General features: G+C 65.7%; 20 protein-coding genes and 5 pseudogenes. 1 reads left to right on the top strand and 24 read right to left on the bottom strand.

The features are described from left to right. Nucleotides 1–14: 14 nt before the first annotated feature. The 24 genes and pseudogenes from ISP20_RS18970 to ISP20_RS19075 all read right to left on the bottom strand — a co-directional run bounded on the left by ISP20_RS18970 (nucleotide 15) and on the right by ISP20_RS19075 (nucleotide 20079). Nucleotides 15–755 carry a flagellar motor protein gene (locus ISP20_RS18970; RefSeq protein WP_204637704.1) on the bottom strand — a complete coding sequence of 247 codons (741 nt, stop codon included), beginning with the start codon at nucleotides 753–755 and terminating at the stop codon, nucleotides 15–17. A gap of 1 nt (nucleotide 756) precedes the next feature. After that, nucleotides 757–2712, bottom strand: coding sequence for a chemotaxis protein CheA (locus ISP20_RS18975; RefSeq protein WP_204637705.1), 1956 nt, complete (start codon nucleotides 2710–2712; stop codon nucleotides 757–759). Between the two features lie 15 nt (nucleotides 2713–2727). After that, nucleotides 2728–3366: a protein phosphatase CheZ gene (locus ISP20_RS18980; protein ID WP_204637706.1), complete on the bottom strand. Its 639-nt coding sequence runs from the start codon at nucleotides 3364–3366 to the stop codon at nucleotides 2728–2730. Nucleotides 3367–3631: 265 nt separating this feature from the next. Next, nucleotides 3632–4039: a chemotaxis response regulator CheY gene (cheY, locus tag ISP20_RS18985; RefSeq protein WP_204637707.1), complete on the bottom strand. Its 408-nt coding sequence runs from the start codon at nucleotides 4037–4039 to the stop codon at nucleotides 3632–3634. A gap of 111 nt (nucleotides 4040–4150) precedes the next feature. After that, the gene (locus tag ISP20_RS18990; protein WP_204637708.1) at nucleotides 4151–4924 is read right to left on the bottom strand and encodes an RNA polymerase sigma factor FliA; all 774 of its coding nucleotides are present in this window, start codon (nucleotides 4922–4924) and stop codon (nucleotides 4151–4153) included. A gap of 1 nt (nucleotide 4925) precedes the next feature. Then, nucleotides 4926–5849 (bottom strand): nucleotide-binding protein, encoded by a 924-nt coding sequence (locus tag ISP20_RS18995; RefSeq protein WP_204637807.1) that lies wholly within the window; start codon nucleotides 5847–5849, stop codon nucleotides 4926–4928. Nucleotides 5850–5863: 14 nt separating this feature from the next. After that, a complete protein-coding gene (gene flhF, locus ISP20_RS19000; RefSeq protein WP_204637709.1) occupies nucleotides 5864–7279 on the bottom strand; it encodes a flagellar biosynthesis GTPase FlhF in 1416 nt (471 codons plus the stop codon). Between the two features lie 221 nt (nucleotides 7280–7500). Continuing rightward, the gene (gene flhA, locus ISP20_RS19005; RefSeq protein WP_204637710.1) at nucleotides 7501–9591 is read right to left on the bottom strand and encodes a flagellar biosynthesis protein FlhA; all 2091 of its coding nucleotides are present in this window, start codon (nucleotides 9589–9591) and stop codon (nucleotides 7501–7503) included. A 10-nt stretch (nucleotides 9592–9601) separates the two neighbouring features. Beyond that, nucleotides 9602–10738, bottom strand: coding sequence for a flagellar biosynthesis protein FlhB (gene flhB, locus ISP20_RS19010; protein WP_204637711.1), 1137 nt, complete (start codon nucleotides 10736–10738; stop codon nucleotides 9602–9604). Between the two features lie 10 nt (nucleotides 10739–10748). Further along, on the bottom strand, nucleotides 10749–11519 hold the full coding sequence (fliR, locus tag ISP20_RS19015) for a flagellar biosynthetic protein FliR (protein WP_204637712.1): 771 nt from the start codon (nucleotides 11517–11519) through the stop codon (nucleotides 10749–10751). Further along, nucleotides 11516–11785, bottom strand: coding sequence for a flagellar biosynthesis protein FliQ (gene fliQ, locus ISP20_RS19020; protein ID WP_204637713.1), 270 nt, complete (start codon nucleotides 11783–11785; stop codon nucleotides 11516–11518). The genes fliR and fliQ overlap by 4 nt, the downstream gene beginning before the upstream one ends. Next, the gene (fliP, locus tag ISP20_RS19025; RefSeq protein ID WP_275586825.1) at nucleotides 11782–12573 is read right to left on the bottom strand and encodes a flagellar type III secretion system pore protein FliP; all 792 of its coding nucleotides are present in this window, start codon (nucleotides 12571–12573) and stop codon (nucleotides 11782–11784) included. Before fliP ends, fliQ begins: the two co-directional genes overlap by 4 nt. After that, nucleotides 12573–12944, bottom strand: a complete 372-nt coding sequence (fliO, locus tag ISP20_RS19030; RefSeq protein WP_239536160.1) for a flagellar biosynthetic protein FliO — start codon at nucleotides 12942–12944, stop codon at nucleotides 12573–12575. Before fliO ends, fliP begins: the two co-directional genes overlap by 1 nt. Nucleotides 12945–12949: 5 nt before the next feature. Continuing rightward, the gene (gene fliN, locus ISP20_RS19035) at nucleotides 12950–13291 is read right to left on the bottom strand and encodes a flagellar motor switch protein FliN (protein WP_204637714.1); all 342 of its coding nucleotides are present in this window, start codon (nucleotides 13289–13291) and stop codon (nucleotides 12950–12952) included. Continuing rightward, nucleotides 13288–14304: a flagellar motor switch protein FliM gene (gene fliM, locus ISP20_RS19040; protein ID WP_204637715.1), complete on the bottom strand. Its 1017-nt coding sequence runs from the start codon at nucleotides 14302–14304 to the stop codon at nucleotides 13288–13290. Before fliM ends, fliN begins: the two co-directional genes overlap by 4 nt. 13 nt (nucleotides 14305–14317) lie before the next feature. Continuing rightward, entirely contained in the window at nucleotides 14318–14821 is a 504-nt protein-coding gene (locus ISP20_RS19045; protein ID WP_204637716.1) for a flagellar basal body-associated FliL family protein, read from the bottom strand. A 572-nt stretch (nucleotides 14822–15393) separates the two neighbouring features. Continuing rightward, nucleotides 15394–15693, bottom strand: a pseudogene (locus ISP20_RS19050) (IS30 family transposase); the annotation flags it as partial. 56 nt (nucleotides 15694–15749) lie between these two features. After that, nucleotides 15750–16094: pseudogene (locus ISP20_RS21660) on the bottom strand (IS30 family transposase); the annotation flags it as partial. Next, a pseudogene (locus tag ISP20_RS19055) lies at nucleotides 15994–16446 on the bottom strand (IS30 family transposase); the annotation flags it as partial. The pseudogenes ISP20_RS19055 and ISP20_RS21660, both read right to left, overlap by 101 nt. A 74-nt stretch (nucleotides 16447–16520) precedes the next feature. After that, nucleotides 16521–16976 (bottom strand): annotated as a pseudogene (locus ISP20_RS21665) (IS30 family transposase); the annotation flags it as partial. Beyond that, a pseudogene (locus ISP20_RS21865) lies at nucleotides 16961–17578 on the bottom strand (IS30 family transposase); the annotation flags it as partial. The pseudogenes ISP20_RS21865 and ISP20_RS21665, both read right to left, overlap by 16 nt. 258 nt (nucleotides 17579–17836) lie before the next feature. After that, nucleotides 17837–18283 (bottom strand): DUF6491 family protein, encoded by a 447-nt coding sequence (locus ISP20_RS19065; protein ID WP_239536164.1) that lies wholly within the window; start codon nucleotides 18281–18283, stop codon nucleotides 17837–17839. 58 nt (nucleotides 18284–18341) lie between these two features. Beyond that, nucleotides 18342–19070 (bottom strand): hypothetical protein, encoded by a 729-nt coding sequence (locus ISP20_RS19070; RefSeq protein WP_204637719.1) that lies wholly within the window; start codon nucleotides 19068–19070, stop codon nucleotides 18342–18344. 118 nt (nucleotides 19071–19188) lie between these two features. After that, the gene (locus ISP20_RS19075) at nucleotides 19189–20079 is read right to left on the bottom strand and encodes a LytTR family DNA-binding domain-containing protein (protein ID WP_204637720.1); all 891 of its coding nucleotides are present in this window, start codon (nucleotides 20077–20079) and stop codon (nucleotides 19189–19191) included. A gap of 155 nt (nucleotides 20080–20234) precedes the next feature. On the opposite strand from ISP20_RS19075, the gene ISP20_RS19080 reads away from it, so the two are divergent. Beyond that, on the top strand, nucleotides 20235–21452 hold the full coding sequence (locus ISP20_RS19080; protein ID WP_204637721.1) for an acyltransferase family protein: 1218 nt from the start codon (nucleotides 20235–20237) through the stop codon (nucleotides 21450–21452). Nucleotides 21453–21590 lie beyond the last annotated feature (138 nt).

Here is a 21590-nt window from a genome sequence, read left to right on the forward strand (position 1 = left end):
AACGCTGCGCTCCGTTACCCCAGGTAGCCCTGGAGCTTCGATTCGATCTGGCGCGGATTGGCGCCCTCGGCAATGGCGACGAGTCCTTCGATCAGGATTTCGCGCATCTGCGTCTGCTTGTGGATCAGCGCCTTCAGCCGGGCCGACATCGGCAGCATCCACAGGTTGGCCAGCGCCACGCCGTAGATGGTGGCGACGAACGCCGCGGCGATGCCGTGGCCGAGCTTGCTGGGGTCGGCGAGGTTCTGCATCACCGCCATCAGGCCCATCACGGCACCGATGATGCCCATGGTCGGCGAGAAGATGCCGGCCTGCTCGAACACTTTCGCGCCGGCCAGATCGTGGTGTTCGCGCGCGCCCACCTCCACTTCCAGCACGCCGCGGATCGCTTCGGGCTCGCTGCCGTCCACCAGCAGCTGCAGGCCCTTGCGCACGAAGGTGTCGCTTTCCGAATCGATCTGCGGTTCCAGACCCAGCAGGCCCTGGCGGCGCGAAATTTCGCTCCAGCCCACGATGCGGCTGATCAGGTCGGAGGGTTGGTGCTGCGGCGGCTTGTACACCAGCGGGAACAGCGCCATCGCGTGCTTGAGCACCTTGCCGGAGTTCTGCACCAGCAGCGCCGCAATGGTGCCCATGAACACGATCACGAACGCGGCCGGATTCCACAGCGCTTCCACGCTGGAACCCTTGAGGATGGTCCCGACGATCACGACCACGAAGGCCAGGATCGTGCCGATGAGACTTACCAGATCCATGTCAGCCGCTCATCCTGATGGAGGAAAGAAGTTGGCCGTCGTGGTCGGACAGGCCGGCCAGATCCATCACCAACGCCAGGCGGCCGTCGCCGGTGACGGTGGCGCCCGCCACCGCAGGCACGCCCTGGAACAAGGGACCGAGCGGTTTCACCATCACGTCTTCGCGCCCGAGCACTTCGTGCACCAGGCAGCCCAGCCGCATGTGGCCGATGTGCAGCACCACCACGTGGCGACCCGCCAGTCCATCCACGCCGACCCAGCCGCCGAGATCGGCCAGCACCAGTGCACGGCCGCGATGCGATGCCACCACGCGACCGTCGAGCTGTTGCTGCTGTCCCGGTGCCAGTTCGAATACTTCATCCACATTGCTCAGCGGCAGCGCGAGCAGACGCGCGCCCACGCGCACCATCAGCACGCGCTGGATCGCCATCGTCAGCGGCACCGCCAGCTCCAGCGTGCTGCCCTTGCCCAGCTGCGAGCGCACCGACAAGGTGCCGCCCAGTTCCACCACGCGCGTCTTCACCACGTCCATGCCCACGCCGCGACCGGAGATGTCGGAGACGGTGGCGGCGGTGCTGAAGCCGGGGCGGAAAATGATTTCGTAGCATTCGTTTTCGGTGAGTCGCGATGCCTGCGCCTCGTCCATCAAACCCTTCTCCACCGCCTTGCGGCGCAGGACTTCAGGGTTCATGCCGCGCCCGTCGTCGGACACGGTGATCACGATGCGCTCGCCGCGCTGGCTTGCGCCCAGCGTGACCTTGCCCTTGCGCGGCTTGCCGGCGCGTTCGCGTTCGTCCGGCATTTCCAGGCCGTGGTCGAGCGCGTTGCGAATCAGGTGCACCATCGGATCGGCGAGTGCCTCGACCAGGCTGCGGTCGAGATCGGTGCCCTCGCCTTCCTGCACCAGTTCCACTTCCTTGCCTAGCTGGCGCGAGAGATCGCGCACGATGCGCGGGAAGCGCTGGAACAGACGGCCCACCGGCTGCATGCGCATGCCCAGCACGGCGTTCTGCAGCGCGTCGGCCACGCGATCGAGTTCGGTGGCGGCCAGCTCGAGCGTTTCATCGCCCGTCTTCGCCGCGAGGCTCAGCAGGCGATTGCGTACCAGCACCAGTTCACCGGCGCGATGCACCAGCGCGTCGAGGCGGGCGGTGTCCACGCGCACGGTGTTTTCCGGTGCGGGCGCCGCTTGTTTGGCCGGCGCGGCGACGGATGCAGATGCAGCGACAGGTGGGGGGGCCGGCGCGTTCGCGCCTGGCAGGCCGCCCTTGCCGTGAAGATTGTCGAGCAGCGATTCGAACTCGTCGTCGGAGATCGTGCCTGCCGTCGACGATGCGACGGGCGCGGTCGTCGTGGCGCCAGGCTGGCCGCCCTTGCCATGCAGGTTGTCCAGCAGGGCTTCGAATTCGTCGTCGGAAATGCTGCCCGAGTCGGCCGCCGCTAAGGGCGCACCCGGTGCGCCGCTGCTGCCATAGAGGCTGTCGAGCAGGGCTTCGAATTCGGAATCGTCGATCGTGCCGTCGCTCGGCGGCGGCGCCACCGGCTTGGGCGCCGGTGCGGGTGCAGGCGCGGCGGCCTTGCCCGGCGTCAGGCGTTGCAGCAGGCCGGCGGGCGGCATCGCCATCGCGCTGCCGCTGGCCAGTGCCGCCATCATGTCGTTGAGTAGGTCCAGCGCTTCCAGCAGCGCATCCATGCGGCTGGCATCGAGCAGCAACTGCCCGTTGCGCGCCACGTTGAGCAAGTCCTCGGCGTGATGGCACAGCTGCACCATCGGCTCGATGGCGAGGAAGCCCGCGCCGCCCTTGACCGTGTGGAACGCGCGGAACACCGCGTTCAACAGTTCGGCATCGCGCGGCGAGGCCTCCAGCCCGATCAGCTGATCGCCCAGGCGCTGCACCAGTTCCCCGGCTTCCACCAGGAAATCATTGCGCAGCTCGCTGTCCAACGTGGGATCCATGCGGCGGTCCGTCCTTTAGAAACCGAATTCGCTGAGCAGGCGATCCGCTTCGTCCTGACTGGTGACCTTGACCGGACCGGTGGCGGCTTCGCCCGAGGCCAGCGCGCCGGTGAGGCTCACCAGTTCCAGCAGCGAGTTCTCCACGCTGCCGATGAAGTTCACCACTTTCTTGATGCGCTGGCCCGAGAGGTCCTGCCACGACTGGGCGACCACGAAATCGGCGAGGCCGTCGCGGCATGCGTTGGCGAACGCCTGCGACTGCTTCGCCAGCACGTGCGCGACATCGCCTTCGGCGGTGCCGTCGATCACCGCGTCGGCGTTTTCGGCGAGCGCTTCGGCCTGCGGACGCATGCGCTCGACGAAATCGAGCGAGCGATGGGCCGCCTGCGAGCTCATCTCGAGCACATCTTCCAGGTGCTGGCGCGCATCGGCGACGCTGCCCGGCACGCCTTCCTGCGCCAGGTCGCCGCCGAGGCGGCGCACGGCATCGTGCAGGTCGCGGGCAAGCAGGCCCAGCGCGCGGAACACACGCTGTTCGCGCTCGCGGACCAGCACATCGAGGGCCTGCTCGAAGGCGGCGCCATCGGCGCTGTTCAGCAGGTCGTGGAGTTCCTTCGGCATCGACTCGCCGGCCATCAGGGAGCCTGCATTCATACGCCAAGTACCTCGCGCCGGGAGCTGTTTGCCCGCAGGGCAAGGAAGAACGAAGAAGTGTATGTCGATACACGACTGAGTGATGACGCAGCCTTGCGGGCAAACAGACCCGGCCCGAAGGGTTGCGCTTGAGCGGCCGCCAGGCGGCAGCGCGCGGCTTGACCTGCCAGCCAGGCAGGCGCAGCGCCACGCGCTACCACCTGACAGCCGCTCAAGCGCAACGCGAGGTACTTGGCGTATGAATGCAGGCTCCGAACTTGTGCGTTCATGCGCCGGCTCCCGCTGCAGCAAGGCGTTCGAAGATCTTGCTCAGCTTTTCCTGCAGGGTGACGGCGGTGAACGGCTTGACGATGTAGCCGTTCACGCCGGCCTGGGCGGCGGCAATGATCTGGTCGCGGTTGTTCTCGGCGGTGACCATGAGCACCGGCAGGCCTTTCAGCGCGGGCTCGGCGCGGATCGCGCGCAGCAGGTCGATGCCCGTCATGTTGGGCATGTTCCAGTCGGTCACGACCATGTCGAAGGCGTTGTTGCGCAACATGGTAAGCGCGTTCTCGCCATCGTCGGCTTCCTGGATCAGGCCGTTGCTGAAACCCAGCTCGACCAGCAGGTTGCGCACGATACGCCGCATGGTGGAGAAGTCGTCCACCACGAGGATCTTCATATTCTTGTCCAAACGCTTTCTCCGCTGCGCGTGTTACTTGGAAACCCAGGGGATGGGCGATGGGTCATGGGCGCGCGACGATCACACTCCACAGCACACGTGGGCCATTGGACTCGCGCCCCACTACCTGCCCCTCGATCCCTTACGTTGCTTGCCTTCCTTCTCCTGCCCCTCGTGCCAACCCGACATCCGCGCTCGCAAGCGCACGATGGCCTGGCCGTGGATCTGGCACACGCGCGATTCCGTCACGCCGAGCACCGCACCAATCTCCTTGAGGTTCAGTTCTTCCTCGTAGTACAGGGACATCACCAGCTGCTCGCGTTCGGGCAGGCCGCCGATGGCTTCCACCAGGGCTTCGCGCATGCCTTCGTGCTCGACGCTGTCCGCCGGGCTCAGGCTGTCGCCGTCGGCCACGTCGAACGCTGCGCCGCCGTCCGCGTCATCCGGTGCGGAGAGGCTGAGCAGGCGAGCACTCGCCGCGTCGGCCAGCACCTGGTGATATTCCTCGGCACCCATGCCCAGTCGCCGCATCACTTCGGCGTCATCGGCATCGGAACCGGTTTCTATTTCAATCTGACGAACGACCTCCGCCATTTCGCGCACTTTTCGATGCACCGACCGTGGGGTCCAGTCGGTGCGCCGCAATTCGTCGAGCATCGCGCCACGGATGCGGATACCCGCAAACGTCTCGAAGCTCGCATTCTTGCCGGTGGTGAAATTGCGCGAGGCCTCCAGCAAACCGATCATGCCGGCCTGAATCAGGTCGCTCACGTCCACGCTGGGCGGCAATCGGCCCATCAGGTGATAGGCGATACGTCGCACCAGGGGAGCGTGCTGGCGAACCAGTTCGTCGGCACTCTGCCGCTGCAGCTGCAGATATTCGGAAGCCACACTCATGTCACCACCCCGTTGCTACTGCGGCCTGCCTGCTGAAAAAGGCGATGCGATCCAGGCCCAGTCGCTCGGGTTCACCCCATGTATCGACCGCACCCGCCAATTGCTTGAATGCCAATCCCGACCGGCTCGACGGCCACAGATCCACCACCGCGCTCTGGCGGCGGATGGCCTGCTTGAGTCGTTCGTCATGCGGGACATGGCCCATGAATTCCAACGCCACATCGAGGAAGCGATCGCAAACTCGTGCGAGTTTCTGATGCAGCTGCCTGGCTTCGCCCACGTTGCGCACCATGTTCGCCACCATGCGGAAGCGGCGCACGCCGAAGTCGCGGCTGAGCACCTTGAGCAGGGCGTAGGCATCGGTGAGCGAGGCGGGCTCGTCGCAGACCACCACCACCACGTCGTCCGCAGCCGCGGCGAACATCGCCACGTTGTCGGAAAGTCCTGCGGCGGTATCCACCACCAGGTAATCCGGCGGCGCCACCAGATCGTCGAACGCGCGGATCACCGCCGCGTGCTCGCCGGCGCCCAGCTGCGAGAGGCGGCGCGTGCCCGAACCGGCCGGCACCACCTTGAGGCCGTGCGGCGCGGTCATCAGCAAGTCTTCGATCGAGCAGACGCCGTCGAGCAGGTGGCCGATGTGGCGCGTGGGCGTGAGGCCGAGCAGCACGTCGATGTTGGCCAGGCTCATGTCCGCATCGAGCAGGATCACCTGATGGCCCTCGATGGCCAGCGCCATGCCGAGGTTCACGGAGACGGTGGTCTTGCCCACGCCGCCTTTGCCGCCAGCCACCGCAATGGCACGGCAACGTTTGCGCGGCGCGGTGCCGCTCAAGCCATAGGCCTGGTCCTGCACCGGCGCCTGCCGGGTATGTCGTTCGGTCAGCGCACGCAGCATGCTTTCCAATCCCATCGCCTGATTCATTGCGAAGACGCCACTCATGCGCTTGCCACCGCTAGTCCAAAGCGATCCGCCATCACCACGTCGTCGGCCGGCGCGCTGCCCTTGAGCACCTGCGCGGCGCGGCATACCAGCACCCGCGCATCGGCTGTGGCGATGTCCTCGGGCACGCGCTGTCCATCGGTGACGTAGTCGAGCGCGAGCCGGTGACGGATCAGCACCGACAGCGCGCCGCCGAGGCTGGGAGCCTCGTCGAGTTTGGTGAGAATGCAGGCGTGCGGCTTGACCGGCAGGTAGGCGCGCACGGCTTCGTCCAGCGACGACGCATGCGCGTTCGCCGCCATCACCAGGCAGGCGCGCAGGTCGCCGCCGTTGCCCAGCACTTCCAGTTGTTCGGCCAGCCGCGGATCGCCGCCGGCCAGCCCCGCGGTGTCCACCAGCACGGTGTGGTGGCCGCGCAGCAGTTCAAGCACATGGCGCAGGCTGTCGGCGTCGTAGGCGGGATACACGCGCACGCCGAGCAGGCGACCGTAGTGTTCCAGCTGCGCCGCGGCGCCGATGCGGTAATGATCGGTGCTGACCAGCGCGACCTGCGATGCGCCGTTGCGCATCACTGCACGGGCCGCCAGCTTGGCGATGGTGGTGGTCTTGCCCACGCCGGTGGGACCGACCAGTGCGGTGACGCCACGACGCTCCGAGTGATCGCGCGGGCTGATCGACAGGCTCCGGCTGAGCACGCCCAGCGGCAGATAACGGGCCTGTTCGGCGTTGATTTCCACCGGCAGCTCGCCGACCAGCTGGCGCGCGACATCCGGTTCGATACCGAGCCGGGTCATTTCGCGCAGTACGCGGGCACGCATCGGCTGACGGCGTTCCAGGTCGTTCCAGATCAGGCTCGACAGCTGCGTTTCCAACAGGTCGCGCAGGCTGCCCAGTTCGGCACGCACGCGCGCGGTGTCCTGCATGGCGCGTTCGAGCAATGGATGGAGGGACGCAGCTTCGGCGGAGGCACCGTTCGGCGCGGTTTCCAGCGGCGCCGTAATTTCTTCCAGCGCCTTGGCCAGCGTGGCGGCCTGCGCCTGCGGCATGCGCGCGGCGGGCGCCTCGATCACCGGCTCCACGCGCGGCGACGTGGCACGACGCGAGAGCGACACGGAGACGCCGTCGTCATCGCGACGGTTCGTCGGCGGCAGCGGCGGCGGCGCGGCCTCGCTGCGACGCGCGGCAGCGTTCGGCGCGGAGGCGGCAGCCGGTGCGCGGTTTTCCACTTCCAGCGGCGCACCGTGGCGCGCGGCTTCGCGTACCAGCGCTTCGTCGAAATCGACCGCGGCGATGATCTCGATGCCGTCGTCCATCCGGCGCGTGGACAGGATCACCGCATCCGGCCCCTGGTCCTCGCGCACTTCACGCATGGCCTGACGCATATCCGGGGCCACGAAACGCTTGATCTTCACTTGCTCGCTCCGCTCGCGTGAATGGTGAATGGTGAATGGTGAATAGGAACAGCCCACGCTGATGCAGGGTTCCGTTGAATGGTTTGTGCGTGGCGCATGTCTGATCTTTCCCGACTCATTCGTTCCATTAGAAATGGTGAGCAAGCAACAGCGCGCATCGTCAAAACCTCTCGCGCCCGGCTCTCCCTATTCACCATTCACCACTTACCCTTTACCGCCTCTCAGCGACCCAATGCCTGCACCAAACGCACTCGGCGGTTGTCCGGCACCTCGTTGTAAGCGAGTACGTGCAGGTTCTGTGCCACATGGCGAGTGAAGCGCGCGAGCCACGGACGGAGCTGCGGCGCGACCAGCAAGACGGCCGGTTCGCCGCTCATTTCCTGCTTGCGCGCGGCGTCGGCGACGCCTTGTTGCAGGCGGTCGGCAAGGCCCGGTTCCACCGCGGCGCCCGCTACGCCGCCATTTGCCAGCGATCCCAGCAGGATCTGCTCCAGTTCCGGCGCCAGCGTGATGACGGGGATCTCGGTACCGAGGCCGGAGATCTCCTGCACGATCTGGCGACCCAGCGCCACGCGCACGGCGGCACTGAGGGCGCCGGGATCCTGACTCTGGTTGGCGTGCTCCGCCAAGGATTCGACGATGGAACGCATGTTGCGGATCGGCACCCGCTCGGCCAGCAGGTTTTGCATGACCTTGACCACCACGCCCAGCGACAGGCGCTTGGGCACCAGGTCTTCCACCAGCTTGGGCGTGGTCTGGGCGAGGCGATCGAGCAGCTGCTGCACGTCCTGGTGGCCGAGCAGTTCGTGCGCATGGCTCTGCAGGATGTGCGACAGATGCGTGGCGACCACGGTGGCCGGATCGACCACGGTGTAGCCAAGACTCTGCGCCATTTCGCGCTGGCCCGGTTCGATCCACAGCGCTTCCAACCCGAATGCCGGATCGCGCGTGGCGATGCCCTGCAGGCCTTCCTGCACGCGGCCGGGATTGATCGCCAGCAGGCGATCGTTGTGCACTTCCGATTCGCCCATCGGCACGCCCATCAGGCTGATGCGATAGGTGTTGGGGCCCAGATCCAGGTTGTCGCGGATGTGCACCGGCGGCACCAGGAAGCCCAGCTCCTGCGAGAGCTTGCGGCGCACCGACTTGATCCGGCCCATCAGCTCGCCGCCCTGATGCGTATCCACCAACGGAATCAGCCGGTAGCCGACTTCCAGGCCCAGCGGATCGACGCTGGCGACGTCTTCCCAACCCAGTTCGAGACGTTCCGCCGGCGCGGCCGGCGGCGGTACCTCGGCAGCCGCTTTGGCCACCCGCTCGACCGCCTCGCGGTCGCGCTTGATCATCAGCCACGCCGCGCCGCCACAGGTGCCGCCCAGCAGCAGGAACGCGATGTTCGGCATGCCCGGGATCAACCCCATTACGCCCAGCACCACGCCCGCTACGGCGAGCGCGCGCGGCTGGCCGAACAGCTGGCCGACCAGCTGCTTGCCCATGTCGGTGGACTTGGACACGCGTGTCACGATCACGGCGGTGGCGATCGACAGCATCAGCGAGGGCACCTGCGCCACCAGGCCGTCGCCGATGGTGAGCAGCGTATAGGTCTTGGCGGCTTCGCCGGCGGAAAGCCCGTGCTGGAAGATGCCGACGAAGAAGCCGCCGACGATGTTGATGATCAGGATCAAGATGCCGGCGGTGGCATCGCCGCGCACGAACTTGGAGGCACCGTCCATCGAGCCGTAGAAGTCCGCTTCCTCGCGCACTTCCTGGCGGCGGTCGCGCGCCTGTTCCTGGTTGAGCAGGCCGGCGTTGAGATCGGCGTCGATCGCCATCTGCTTGCCGGGCATGGCATCGAGGGTGAAGCGCGCGGTCACTTCGGACACGCGCGTGGCGCCCTTGGTCACCACCACGAAGTTGATGATGGTAAGGATGGCGAACACCACCAGGCCCACCGCGAAATTGCCGCCGATGACGAATTCGCCGAACGCTTCGATCACCTTGCCGGCGGCGCCGGGGCCGTCATGGCCGTGCAGCAACACCACGCGGGTGGAAGCAATGTTCAAGGCCAGGCGCAGCAGCGTGGCCATCAGCACCACGGTCGGAAACGCGGCGAATTCCAGCGGCCGCATCACGTAGATCACCGCCAGCAGGATCACCAGCGACAGCGCGATGTTGAAGCTGAACAACATGTCCAGCAGGAACGGCGGCAGCGGCAACATCATCATCGCCAGCGCGGCGAGCATGATCACCGGCGCGCCGAGGCCGCGGCGGCCGAGCGTCTTCAGATTGCCTAGGGCGGTAGCGTTGGCCATCACTGTTCCATCAGAACTGGTAGGGACCCATCAGGTCCGGATCGACGTCGGGTTGCGGTGCCTTCGGCGGCGCATCGCCGCGCGACACCGCCTGCTTGAGCTGGAACACATACGCGAGCACCTGCGCCACGGCGACGTACAGCGCCGAGGGGATCTCGCGATCGATCTGGGTGGTGGCGTAGAGCGCACGCGCCAGCGGCGGCGCCTCCACGGTGGGAATGCGATGACTGGAAGCGACCATGCGTATCTGCAGCGCCAGTTCGTCCATACCCTTGGCGATCACGCGCGGCGCGCCCATGCGGCCTTCGTCGTAGCGCAAGGCCACGGCGAAGTGCGACGGGTTGGTGATCAGCACGTCCGCCTTGGGCAGCTCCTGCATCATGCGCTTGCGCGCCATCTGGAACTGCAGCTGGCGAATGCGTCCCTTGAGTTCCGGGTTGCCGTCGCTTTCCTTCGATTCGTCCTTCAGCTCCTGCCGCGTCATGCGCAGGCGCTTGGTGTGGTCGAACTTCTGGTACAGCGCATCGGCGCCACCGATCAGGGCGAGAATCGAGCCGAACAGCAGCGCGCCGTGGCCAAGCAGGCTCATCGCCTTGAAGGTGCCGGCACCCACTTCGCCGTGGCCGGTGGCCATCAGGTCGTCCTGCCAGTTCTTCAGCACCATCACCAGCACGGCGCCGATCAGCAGCAGCTTGAGCAGCGACTTGCCCAGTTCCACTAGGCCGCGCATGGCGAAGATGCGACCGAGGCCCGCGATGGGATCGAGCCGTTCGAACTTCGGCTGCAGCGCCTCGGCGCTGAAATTGAGCCCGCCCAGCAGCAACGGCCCTGCCAGCGCAGCCAGCATCGTGGCCAGCGCGACCGGGGCGAACAGCGACATCGCCTCGTGCATGGCCAGCGAGAGCACGCGACTGGGCAGCTGATCGGAAAACAATGCGTCGCGGCCATAGCTCAGGCCAAAGCCGTAGATGTGGCGCACATGCATCATCGCCGCCTGGCCGCCGCTCATCAGCGCGGATACGCCGGCCAGCACCACCACCGCGCCCGACAGGTCGCGCGAACGGGGAACGTCGCCTTTCTCGCGCGATTCGCGCAGGCGTTTTTCGGAAGGTTGTTCTGTGCGTTCCTGGTCGTCGTTCTCGGCCATCGTACGCTCCTCAACCGCCGGCCAGTTCGCGCATCAGCGTCCATGCGCTGTTCTGCAACGATTCGAAGGCACCCGGCACGCTGCGCAGCGACAGCCACAGCGCGACGAAACCCAGGGTCACCGTGATCGGAAACCCCACCGCGAACAGATTCATCGACGGTGCCGCGCGGCTGATCGCGGCGAAGCCGATGTTCACCATCAGCAGCGAGGTCATCGCCGGCAAGGCCACGCGCACGGCGCCGCCGAACAGATGCGTGGCGAAGCCCACCACGGCGTACAGGCCATTGAGGCCGATCACCGGTTGACCGGGCGGCAAGTTGCGGAAGCTGTCGGCCAGCAACGAAATCAATTGCAGATGGCCGTTCATGGCCAGGAACAGCAGGGTCACCATCAGCAGATAGAACTGGCTGAGCACCGGCGAACTGCCGCCACCGCGCGGGTCCACCGTTTCGGCAAAACCCAGGCTCATGCTCTGCCCCACCAACTGGCCGCCCAGCGACACGGCCTCGAACGCAAGCTTGAGCACGAAGCCGATGGCAGCGCCCATCAGCACCTGGCTGACCATGGTGGCGATGCCTTCAGCCGACATCAGGTTGATGGTGGTCGGCGCCAACGGTGCCAGCACGAACGCGAGCATCAGCATCAGCCCGAGGCGAACGCGCTGCGGCACCACCGCATCGCCGAACACCGGCGCGGTCAGACACAAGCCGCCGACGCGGGCCATCGCCCACAGCAGCGAGCCGATCAGACCCTGCACCTGGGCGAGCTGCACGACGGTCATTTCACCGCACCGGGCAGGCTCTCGATCAACTGGCGCGTGAACTGCACCAGCGTGCGCAGCATCCACGGGCCGGCGACCAGGGCCACCACCGCCATGGCGATCACTTTCGGGATGAAGCTCAGGGTCATTTCGTTGATCTGCGTGGCCGCCTGCACCACGCCAATGACCAGGCCCACCAGCAGCGCGGTGAGCAGCAGCGGCGCAGCCACCATCATGGCGACGTAGAGCGCGTGCTGGCCGAATTCGATGACCGATTCAGGCGTCATGTGTAGAAGCTCCCGGCCAGCGTGCCGAGCAGCAACGTCCAGCCATCCACCAGCACGAACAACATGATCTTGAACGGCAGCGAGATGATGGTGGGCGACACCATCATCATGCCCATCGACATCAACACGCTGGCGACCACCAGGTCGATGATGAGAAAAGGAATGAACAGCAGGAAGCCCATCTGGAAGGCGGTCTTCAGCTCGCTGGTGACGAAGGCCGGCATCGCCACGCGGAACGGCACGTCGTCCTTGCTCGCATACGGCTGTTCATTGGCCAGGCGCGTGAACAGCTGCAGATCCGCGTCGCGCGTCTGGTCCAGCATGAAACGCTTGAATGGCGCAGCGGCAGCGGGAACGGCCTGCTCGGCGCTCATCTGGCCGTCCATATAAGGCTTCACGCCATCGGCATAGGCGTGGTTGAGCACCGGCGACATCACGAACAGCGTGAGGAACAGCGAAAGGCCCAGCAGGATCTGGTTCGACGGCGTGGAGGACGTGCCCAGCGCCTGACGCAGGAAGCTCAGCACGATCATGATGCGCGTGAACGACGTCATCATCAGCAGCACGGCCGGCAGCACAGTCAGCACCGTCATCAGCGCCAGCAGTTGCAGCGACAGCGTCCAGTTCTGTGCGCCGCCCGGCGCGTTCTGCACGGTCAGCACGGGAATGCCGGCCGGCGAGGCGGGCATCTGCGGCATGGCGGGCATCGCCGGCATGGCTGCCGCGGCCCACGTCAGCATCGGGCAGGCCAGCAGCAGGATCAGCAGCATCCAACGGAACGACTTCATCACTTGCGCTTCCAGCGGGCCAGCACATCGCCGAACGGCGCGACCGGCAATGACGGACCGGGTTCGGGCGCAGGCGCTGTCCCTTCGTAGACGTGCAGCGTGCGCATGCCGCCCTGCCCCATGCCGATCAACAGGCGCTTGCCGTCCGCATCGACCAGCATCAGGCGATCGCGCGCACCCACCGCCATGGTTTCCACGCAGCGCAGGCGGCGGCCGCCGGGCGTGGTGCGCGCCTGCAAGCGGCGACTGAGCCAGCCGGCGACGAAGATCAGCGCCACGATGGCGATCAGGCTCAGCAACACACGCACCAGTTCGCCGCCCACGTTGATCTCGGGCGCAGCAGCGACGGGAAGGGCAAGTGCAAACATCATCGAACTCACCGCAGCTTGCGCACGCGTTCGGCCGGGCTGATCACGTCGGTCAGGCGGATACCGAAGCGCTCGTTGATCACCACCACTTCGCCGTGCGCAACCAGCGTGCCGTTGACGAACACATCCAGCGGTTCGCCGGCGGAACGGTCGAGTTCCACCACGGAACCCTGGTTGAGCTGGAGCAGATTGCGGATGCTGATGCGCGTACGGCCCACTTCCATGGCAAGCGTGACCGGTACATCGAGGATCATGTCGAGATTGACTTCGGAGCCGTCGCCCACCGGGGCGCCGAGCTGATCGAACTCGACGCGCTGGGTGGCGCTGGCGGTGTCATTGGGCGGGGTCATGCGAGGTCAATCTCCAGGGTGGTTTCGGTCGACAGGCGGATTTCGCGGCGACCTGTCTGGGCATGGAAGCGGACGGCGTTGCGGCCGTTGTTCTGGCCGTAGCGGCCGCGGAACACGGGCACGTCTTCGGCAAACACGGTGCTGAATTCGGGCAACTGGATCGGAATCACGTCGCCGGGACGCAGGCGCAGGAATTCGCCGATGCTCAGGCGCGTTTCCAGCAGCAGCGAGCTGAGTTCCACTTCGGCGTCCAGCACTTCGTCCTGCAGCGTTTCGGCCCAGCGGTGATCGCGGTCGACGCGGTCGCTCTGCACGCCCGCATCGAGCAGGGTGCGGATCGGCTCGACCATCGCGTACGGCAAGGTCAGGTGCACTTCGCCGCCACCGCCATCGAGTTCGATGTGGAACTTGGACACCACCACCGTTTCGGTGGGACTCACGATGTTGGCGAACTGCGGATTGATTTCGGAATTGAGGTATTCGAAGTTCAACGGCAGCACCGGCGCCCACGCTTCCACCATCGAGGCGAACAGCTCGGTCAGCATGATCTGGATGACGCGGTTCTCGGTGGGCGTGAAATCGCGTCCTTCGATGCGCGCGTGAAAGCGGCCATCGCCACCGAAGAAGTTGTCGATCACGGTGAACACCAGGCGCGGCTCCATCACCACCAGCGCGGTGCCGCGCAACGGCTTGATGCGCACCAGGTTGAGGTTGCTCGGCACCGCCAGCCCGTGCACGTACTCGGCGAACTTGATCATTTTCACACCCAGCACCGACACCTCGCAGGTCTTGCGCAGCACGCCGAACACGGCGGTGCGGAAGAAACGCGCGAAGCGGTCGTTGACCATTTCCAGGGTCGGCAGGCGGCCGCGCACGATGCGGTCCTGCTGGGTGAAGTCATAGGAGATCACCGCATCGGGCGGCAGCGGTTCGTCGTTGCCCGTTTCGACCGCGCCGCCTTCCACGCCGTCGAGCAGGGCGTCGATTTCTTCCTGTGAAAGCAGGTCGCTCATCGCTGCCGTCCCGTCACTGCATCACGAAACTGGTGAAGTACAGCGCTTCCACGCCCGGGCGGCCCAGGCGCTTCTCGATGATCTTGCGCACGGCGTCCAGCGCCTGCGCCTGCAGCTTCTGCTTGCCGGCGGCGTCGCTGAGGATGGAGTAATCCTGGCTGCTGAACAGCATGACCAGCGCGTTGCGGATCACCGGATCGGCATCCTTGGCGGTGGCCAACGCGGCGGCATCGTGCGACATCAGGCTCACGCCCACCTGCAGGAAGCGCATCGACTGGTCGTCCTTGAAATTGACCACGAACGGCGGATCCAGCGTGAGGTACTGCTCCTGCTTGGACATCGCCACCTTGGGCTCTTCCGTTGCATCGACGCCATGCGCACTGCTGCGCGCGCCCATCACCAGATAGCCGGTCACACCCGCCATGGCGAGCAAGGCCACGCCCATGATCATCACGACTTTGTTGGAGCCCTTCTTCGGCGCCGCTGCCGCGCTTTCTGCTTGCTCGTTCTGAGCCATGCGAATTTCAATCCCTATGGTGTCTAGTCATCGGCCACCCGCCCACGGGCAGCACATGCCCGTTGTTTGCAAACGGCATGCCATCGATGGAAGACGTTGGTATGACTGGGTTTGACAGGTGTCGCGACGGAACCGCGGCGCTTTCTTGACGCGTGTCGGGGATTGCGCGTGACGGGGCGGTGGCGGTTGTCGGAAGGTTGTCGCGGGTTTGGTTGGTGCGATCCCACAAGCTGACCGCCTGCGCGGATTCCCCGCTTTTCTGTGGGAGCGCACTTGTGCGCGACAGGCACGCTGGGGTGTACCGCTCCGTCGGCTTGTCGCGCACAAGTGCGCTCCCACAGTAGATCTGCAGCTCTTGGCTCTTGGCTCCGGCTCCTGGCTCTCAGGGGACCCCGTATGACGCGGCGGGTGGGTGGAGGAAAGCCCGCAGGGTGGCCCGCATGGATGCGGGCCAGTTTTTCGCCAGGGCGGGATGCCCTGTCGAAAAACCCCGCAACCCACCCGCGCACCTGGAGGGCCAAAGGCCCGGAAGGCGCGTCATCCGGGGGGCCCTTTCTTTTGGTTAGGCGGTGTCAATCTAGAAGTGCATCATCGATCGCTTGGGCGAGGTCATCGCGCCCCAGCGCACGCATGAACATCTCCGCCGGACAGTGGTAGTCCAGGGTAGCCCGCGGCCTCAGGTTCATCTCCCGCGCGATCGCATCGAGTTTGCGTTGGCTATGCACCGACAGGTCGGTGCCTTTGGGGAGGTACTGACGCAGCAAACCGTTGGTGTTCTCGCAGATGCCGCGCTGCCAGGGACTGTGTGGATCGGCGAAGTAAATCGCCAGCCCCGTGCGTTTGGAGAGGGTCTTGTACAGCGCCATCNATCTAGAAGTGCATCATCGATCGCTTGGGCGAGGTCATCGCGCCCCAGCGCACGCATGAACATCTCCGCCGGACAGTGGTAGTCGAGGGTGGCCCGCGGTCGCAGATTCATCTCCCGCGCAATCGCATCGAGTTTGCGTTGGCTATGCACCGACAGGTCGGTGCCTTTGGGTAGGTACTGACGCAGCAAACCGTTGGTGTTCTCGCAGATGCCGCGCTGCCAGGGACTGTGTGGATCGGCGAAGTAAATCGCCAGCCCCGTGCGTTTGGAGAGGGTCTTGTACAGCGCCATCTCCTTGCCCTGGTCATAGGTCAGCGTTTGACGCAGCGTCGCCGGTAACGGACCGAACGCCCGGCTGAAGCCCTTGAGCGCATCCTCGGCCGCGCACCCTTCCATCTTCACCAGNCTCCGCCGGACAGTGGTAGTCGAGGGTGGCCCGCGGTCGCAGATTCATCTCCCGCGCAATCGCATCGAGTTTGCGTTGGCTATGCACCGACAGGTCGGTGCCTTTGGGGAGGTACTGACGCAGCAAACCGTTGGTGTTCTCGCAGATGCCGCGCTGCCAGGGACTGTGTGGATCGGCGAAGTAAATCGCCAGCCCCGTGCGTCTGGAGAGGGTCTTGTACAGCGCCATCTCCTTGCCCTGGTCATAGGTCAGCGTTTGACGCAGCGTCGCCGGTAACGGACCGAACGCCCGGCTGAAGCCCTTGAGCGCATCCTCGGCCGCGCACCCTTCCATCTTCACCAGTTTCAGGAACAACGTGCGCCGATCCACCAGTACGCCCACCGACGACTGATTGCGCGCGCCTTTGAGGAAGTCGCCTTCCCANCCGTGCGTTTGGAGAGGGTCTTGTACAGCGCCATCTCCTTGCCCTGGTCATAGGTCAGCGTTTGACGCAGCGTCGCCGGTAACGGACCGAACGCCCGGCTGAAGCCCTTGAGCGCATCCTCGGCCGCGCACCCTTCCATCTTCACCAGCTTCAGAAACAACGTGCGTCGATCCACCAGCACGCCTACCGACGACTGATTGCGCGCGCCTTTGAGGAAGTCGCCTTCCCAATGGCCCGGCAACAAGCGTTCATTGGCCTCCGGCGGTCGATCATGAATACTCGGCAGATCGTGCATGCGGCCGCGCCGATTGGCGCCTTGGCCGCGCGGGCGGCGCGCGCACTTGTGCTGGCGCAACAGTGCCACCAGCCCTCGCCGCAGCTCCCCGCGGGGAGCTGCATAGATCGCGGTGTAAATCGTCTCGTGAGACACGTGCTTGGCCGGCTCGTCGGGANGCGCGCGCCTTTGAGGAAGTCGCCTTCCCAATGGCCCGGCAACAAGCGTTCATTGGCCTCCGGCGGGCGATCATGAATACTCGGCAGATCGTGCATGCGGCCACGCCGATTGGCGCCTTGGCCGCGTGGGCGACGCGCGCACTTGTGCTGGCGCAACAGCGCCACCAGCCCTCGCCGCAGTTCGCCGCGCGGAGCGGCATAGATCGCGGTGTAAATCGTCTCGTGGGACACGTGCTTGGCCGGTTCCTCAGGATGCTGTCGGCGCAGTGTGCGGCTCACCTCTTGCGGTGACCAGCGGCGAGCCAACAGGTAGCGCACCAGACGCCACAAGGCACTCTCACGATGCAACTTACTCGGCCGACGCGCCTGATGGGCCAAGCGTCGGGCCCGATGGCCGGCGCGACGCGCGTCATAGCCGAGCGTCGGGCGCCCCAGACGAGGGCTGCCCGACGGCTCGCGGTGCCCGTTACGCGCCAGCTCCCGTGAGATCGTACTGGGCGACCGGCCCAGCAGCATCGCCAGCTGCCGGGCGCTGTCCCCGCGTGCCTTGCCCACCATGATCGCGCCTCGCTCTTCGGCGCTTAGATGGTTGTAGTGCTGACCCATGCATCACCTCCAGAGGGGTGTTGCACTTGATATTAGAGACCGCCGTTACTTTCTCTTGGGCAAGCAAGAGAAAGTAACCCGGCCTCCGGCAGGAGGACGGAAGCCCGCGGCAGGCGAGCCAGGTCGCGTCAACGCGACAACCGAAGACTGACGAAACTGGATCCCGGCCTGCGCCGGGATGACGAGCAAAAAACGTCTGCGGCTACTTGAACGCTTCCGCTTCACGCATCCAAATGCATCAACCAAACCACAACAACCTCACTTCGCCGGCCGCGCCGCCTCCTCAATCTCCCGCGGCTTCCCCTCCTGCGGCGAGTTGAGCTTCTTGATGTCCACCGGCCGAATCTGCTTGATGAAGCAAGGCGCATCCGCGCCGCCAGTAATCACACGGTCGAACTTCGCCGACACTTCGCTGGCGCTCGAGGTCAATGCGATGTGGTTGGTGAATTCCAGGTTGCGGCACTTGCCGTCGAGGTCGAGCAGCCACGCCTCGTTCGCCCGCGTATAGATGGCCAGCTCGCTGTCGCTCAGCGGCTCCCACGACCACAGGCTGAAGTAGCGGAAGCTGCTCACCGGTTCGCCCGCCGCAGCGGCATAGGCTTGCTGGCGCGCTTCCATGCGGGAGGTGTAATCCTTGCCGACGCGGGTGCAGGCGCTCAGCGCAGCGACCACGGCGAGTGCGGTAAGTAGGGTTTTGGCTGCCATGACTTTCATCTCCATCAATGCTGGCCATGCAAACGCATGAGGTCCATGTGGGTGGACGTTACTTCTTCTTGGCCGAAGACTTGCTGACCGTCTGCCACTTGGCCGGATCGAAGCCGCCCGTCTCGAACACCAGCGTCACTTTCTTCTCGCCGTCCTGCAGGGTCACGTCCATGGTGATCTTCTTGGCCTTTTCCAGCTGGGCGATGAAGCCCTTGTCGTCCTTGAACAGCAGGGCCGGCTCGCCGGTGGTCGGGGCGAACGCGCTGATGCTGCCGGGCTTGCCGTCGAAGGTGGCCTTGATCGAGCACACGCCCTTGCAGACGAAGCCGTGCGGACCGCCGTTGAACAGGAACGCGTTCTGCCCCCACTCGGTGTGACGGCGCAGCACCAGCCGCACGCGGTCTTCGCCGGCGGGCTGGCTGGTGTAGATGGTGGCGGTGGACTGCGTGCCACCCTGCATCGGCGAGACCTGGTACAGCCACAAGCCGGCGAGACGATTCTTCTCGCTGTTTTCCTTGTAGCGCTGTTCGATCGCCGGCAGGCTCTGCTGCACTTCCTTGGCAGCCTCGGTGTTGGGATAGCGCTTGAGGATCTCGTTGCCCATCGTCACGGCCATCTCGTCGTTGCCGATCCGCTGCAGCTGGCGATAGGTATCGAGCTTGCCCGCGGAATCGTCGGCCGGTGCCTGCGCTTGCGGCGCCGGTGCCTGGTCGCCCGACTGGGAGCAGCCGGCAAGCAGGAGCACGGTGCCGAAGGCGGTGGCGGCAAAACGGAGGCGCTGGTTCATGGGCGAGGTCCTGTTGCGGGTAGGCGCTTAGAGTGGAACGAGGCTGAGTGGCGGTGCAAGCGTGGTGGCATTGGCATTGTGAGTCGCGCTCAGGGTGCGCTCCCACAGGTGTGGGGTCTCAGGCACCGACCGGCGTGTCGCCGAAGCGCTCGCGCAGCTGGGTGCGGAAGCGGCGGCTGCACGGCACGGTGGCGCCATCGCGCATGGTCAGGCGGGCGTCGCCGGTTTCCAGCGGTTCCATCTCGGTCAGGTAGTCGAGGTTCACCAGGTAGCTGCGATGCACGCGCACGAAGCGCGTGGGATCGAGTCTTTCCTCGATGCCGGCCATGGTGGCGCGCAACGGATAGTCGCGGCCGCGCACATGCAGGTTCACGTAGTTGCCCGAGGCCTGCAGCCATTCGATCTCACGGGCGGCCACCAGGAATTCCCTGCCGAGCTTGCGCACCAGGAAACGTTCGGGCCGATCCACCGGCTCGACCGGCGGACCTTCGTCCGGCTCGGCCAGCAACGAGGCCTCGCCCTGCAGGCGGCGCACGATGAAGCCGTAGCCGGTGATCAGCGCCACGAACAGGAAATAGGTGCGGATGTCCTTGAGGTATTCGTAGCCCAGCTCCAACGGCCAGTCGTCGCCGAAGTGGTAGCGCGAACCCATGGCGGCATAGGCCAGCATGCGCAGCACGATCATCAGCCCCACGTGCACCAGGCAGAACGGCACGCTCAGCGCCAGATGCACCTTCAGGTTGCGGGCCCAGGTATCGAAGCGCATCGGCCATTGACGCGTGGCCAGCACCACCAGCGGCACCATCGCCAGGATCACCAGGCTGCTGCTGGCCTCCCAGATCCACGGCTCGATGCTGCTGGCCCGATGGGTGCGATAGACCGCGTCGAACCAGGCAACCGTGCCATTGAAGATCGTATTGGCCATCACGGTGACGACCCAGAAGCCGACCTCGAACGGCCGGCGCCAGCGCTGGAAACGGGAGTAGTCGAAGGCCGGCGTCGTGGTCATGCCCGGGATTCTACGTGGACCGGCGCGTTCGCCGGCTCATTTCGTCCCTCAGCGGGCACCGCTCGTCCCCACGGGCGGTCGATCAATCACTTAGCGGGGGACGGGAGCCGTCGCCGCGCGGAGCATGCGGGCATCCCGACCATGGAGTTGCGCTCATGAACCGCCGCCACGACATCGACGCCCTGCGCGTTCTGGCTTTCGGCCTGCTGATCCTCTACCACCTGGGCATGCTGTATGTCGGCCCGGCCGACGACTGGAAGTTCCATCTCAAGAGCAGCTACATCGCCGACTGGCTGGAACAGCCCATGCTGGCGTCCAGCTTCTGGCGCATGGACCTGCTGTTCCTGATCTCCGGGATGGCGGTGCACTTCCTGCGCGGTCGGCTGAGCCTGCCGCGGCTGGCCTGGAAGCGCACGGTGCGCCTGCTGGTGCCCCTGTTGTTCGGCATGGCCGTGGCGATCCCGATCCAGCCCTATGTGCAGGGCGTGGACAACGGGCTGGTGGCGCCGGGCTTCGGCCATTTCCTGCTGCGTTACTGGAGCGGCGGTCCGTGGCCGGCGGGCGCCTTCGATGGCTGGCAGTTCGGCGTGACCTGGAACCATTTGTGGTACCTGCCGTACGTCTGGGTCTACACCCTGCTCTTGCTGGCCTTGCTGCCCGCGCTGGAATCGCCAGTGGGACAGCGCGCCATCGCTGCGGTGCATCGCCTGCGCGGCTGGCCGCTGCTGGTGCTGCCAGCCCTGCCGCTGTTCGCCTATAACCTGCTGCTGGCCGCGCGCTTTCCGCAGAACCATGCCTTGATCGGCGACTGGTATGCCCATGCGGGCTACGCCACGATGTTCTTCTACGGCTATGCCATCGGTACGCATCCGGCCCTGTGGAGCGAACTGGCGCGGCTGCGTCACCGTTCGCTCGGTCTGGCGGTGTGCTTGTTCACCGCTCATCTGCTGCTGGGCCGGATGGAGGTCTTCGCCGGCACGTGGCCTGCATCGGCCTTCGCCATCGAACGGCTGGGCATGCGCGCCCTGCATGTCTTCTACGCCTGGAGCGCCATCGCCGCCGTGCTGGGCTGGGGACATCAGTACCTCAACCGCCCGTTCCGCTGGCTGCCGTATGCGCGTGAAGCGGTGTTCCCCTGGTACATCCTGCATCAGAGCGTGCTGCTGGCGATGGCGTACTGGCTGATCCCGCTGAAGCTCGGCGCGGTGTGGGAACCCACGCTGGTGTTGCTGGGCACGGTGGGCGGTTGCGCCGCCCTGCACGAGCTGGTGATACGCCGCACGCGCTGGCTGCGCCCGCTGTTCGGCCTGGATGCCAAGCCGCGCGCTGTGCGGATCGAGACCGCAGCCGTCGCACAGACGCAGGCTGCGTGATGGCAGGGGCAGCGGGACCCATGTCCTGCTGCCCTGTCCGAATCGCTGCGTGGACACCAACCGGCCACGCAGCGCGGATCCATGCGTCACAGCGCTTTGCCTCAGCGCGTCAGCTACTGATAATAGCCGCGCTCCCGC

Origin of the sequence: Dyella kyungheensis (assembly GCF_016905005.1) — a bacterium.
Lineage (GTDB): Bacteria > Pseudomonadota > Gammaproteobacteria > Xanthomonadales > Rhodanobacteraceae > Dyella > Dyella kyungheensis.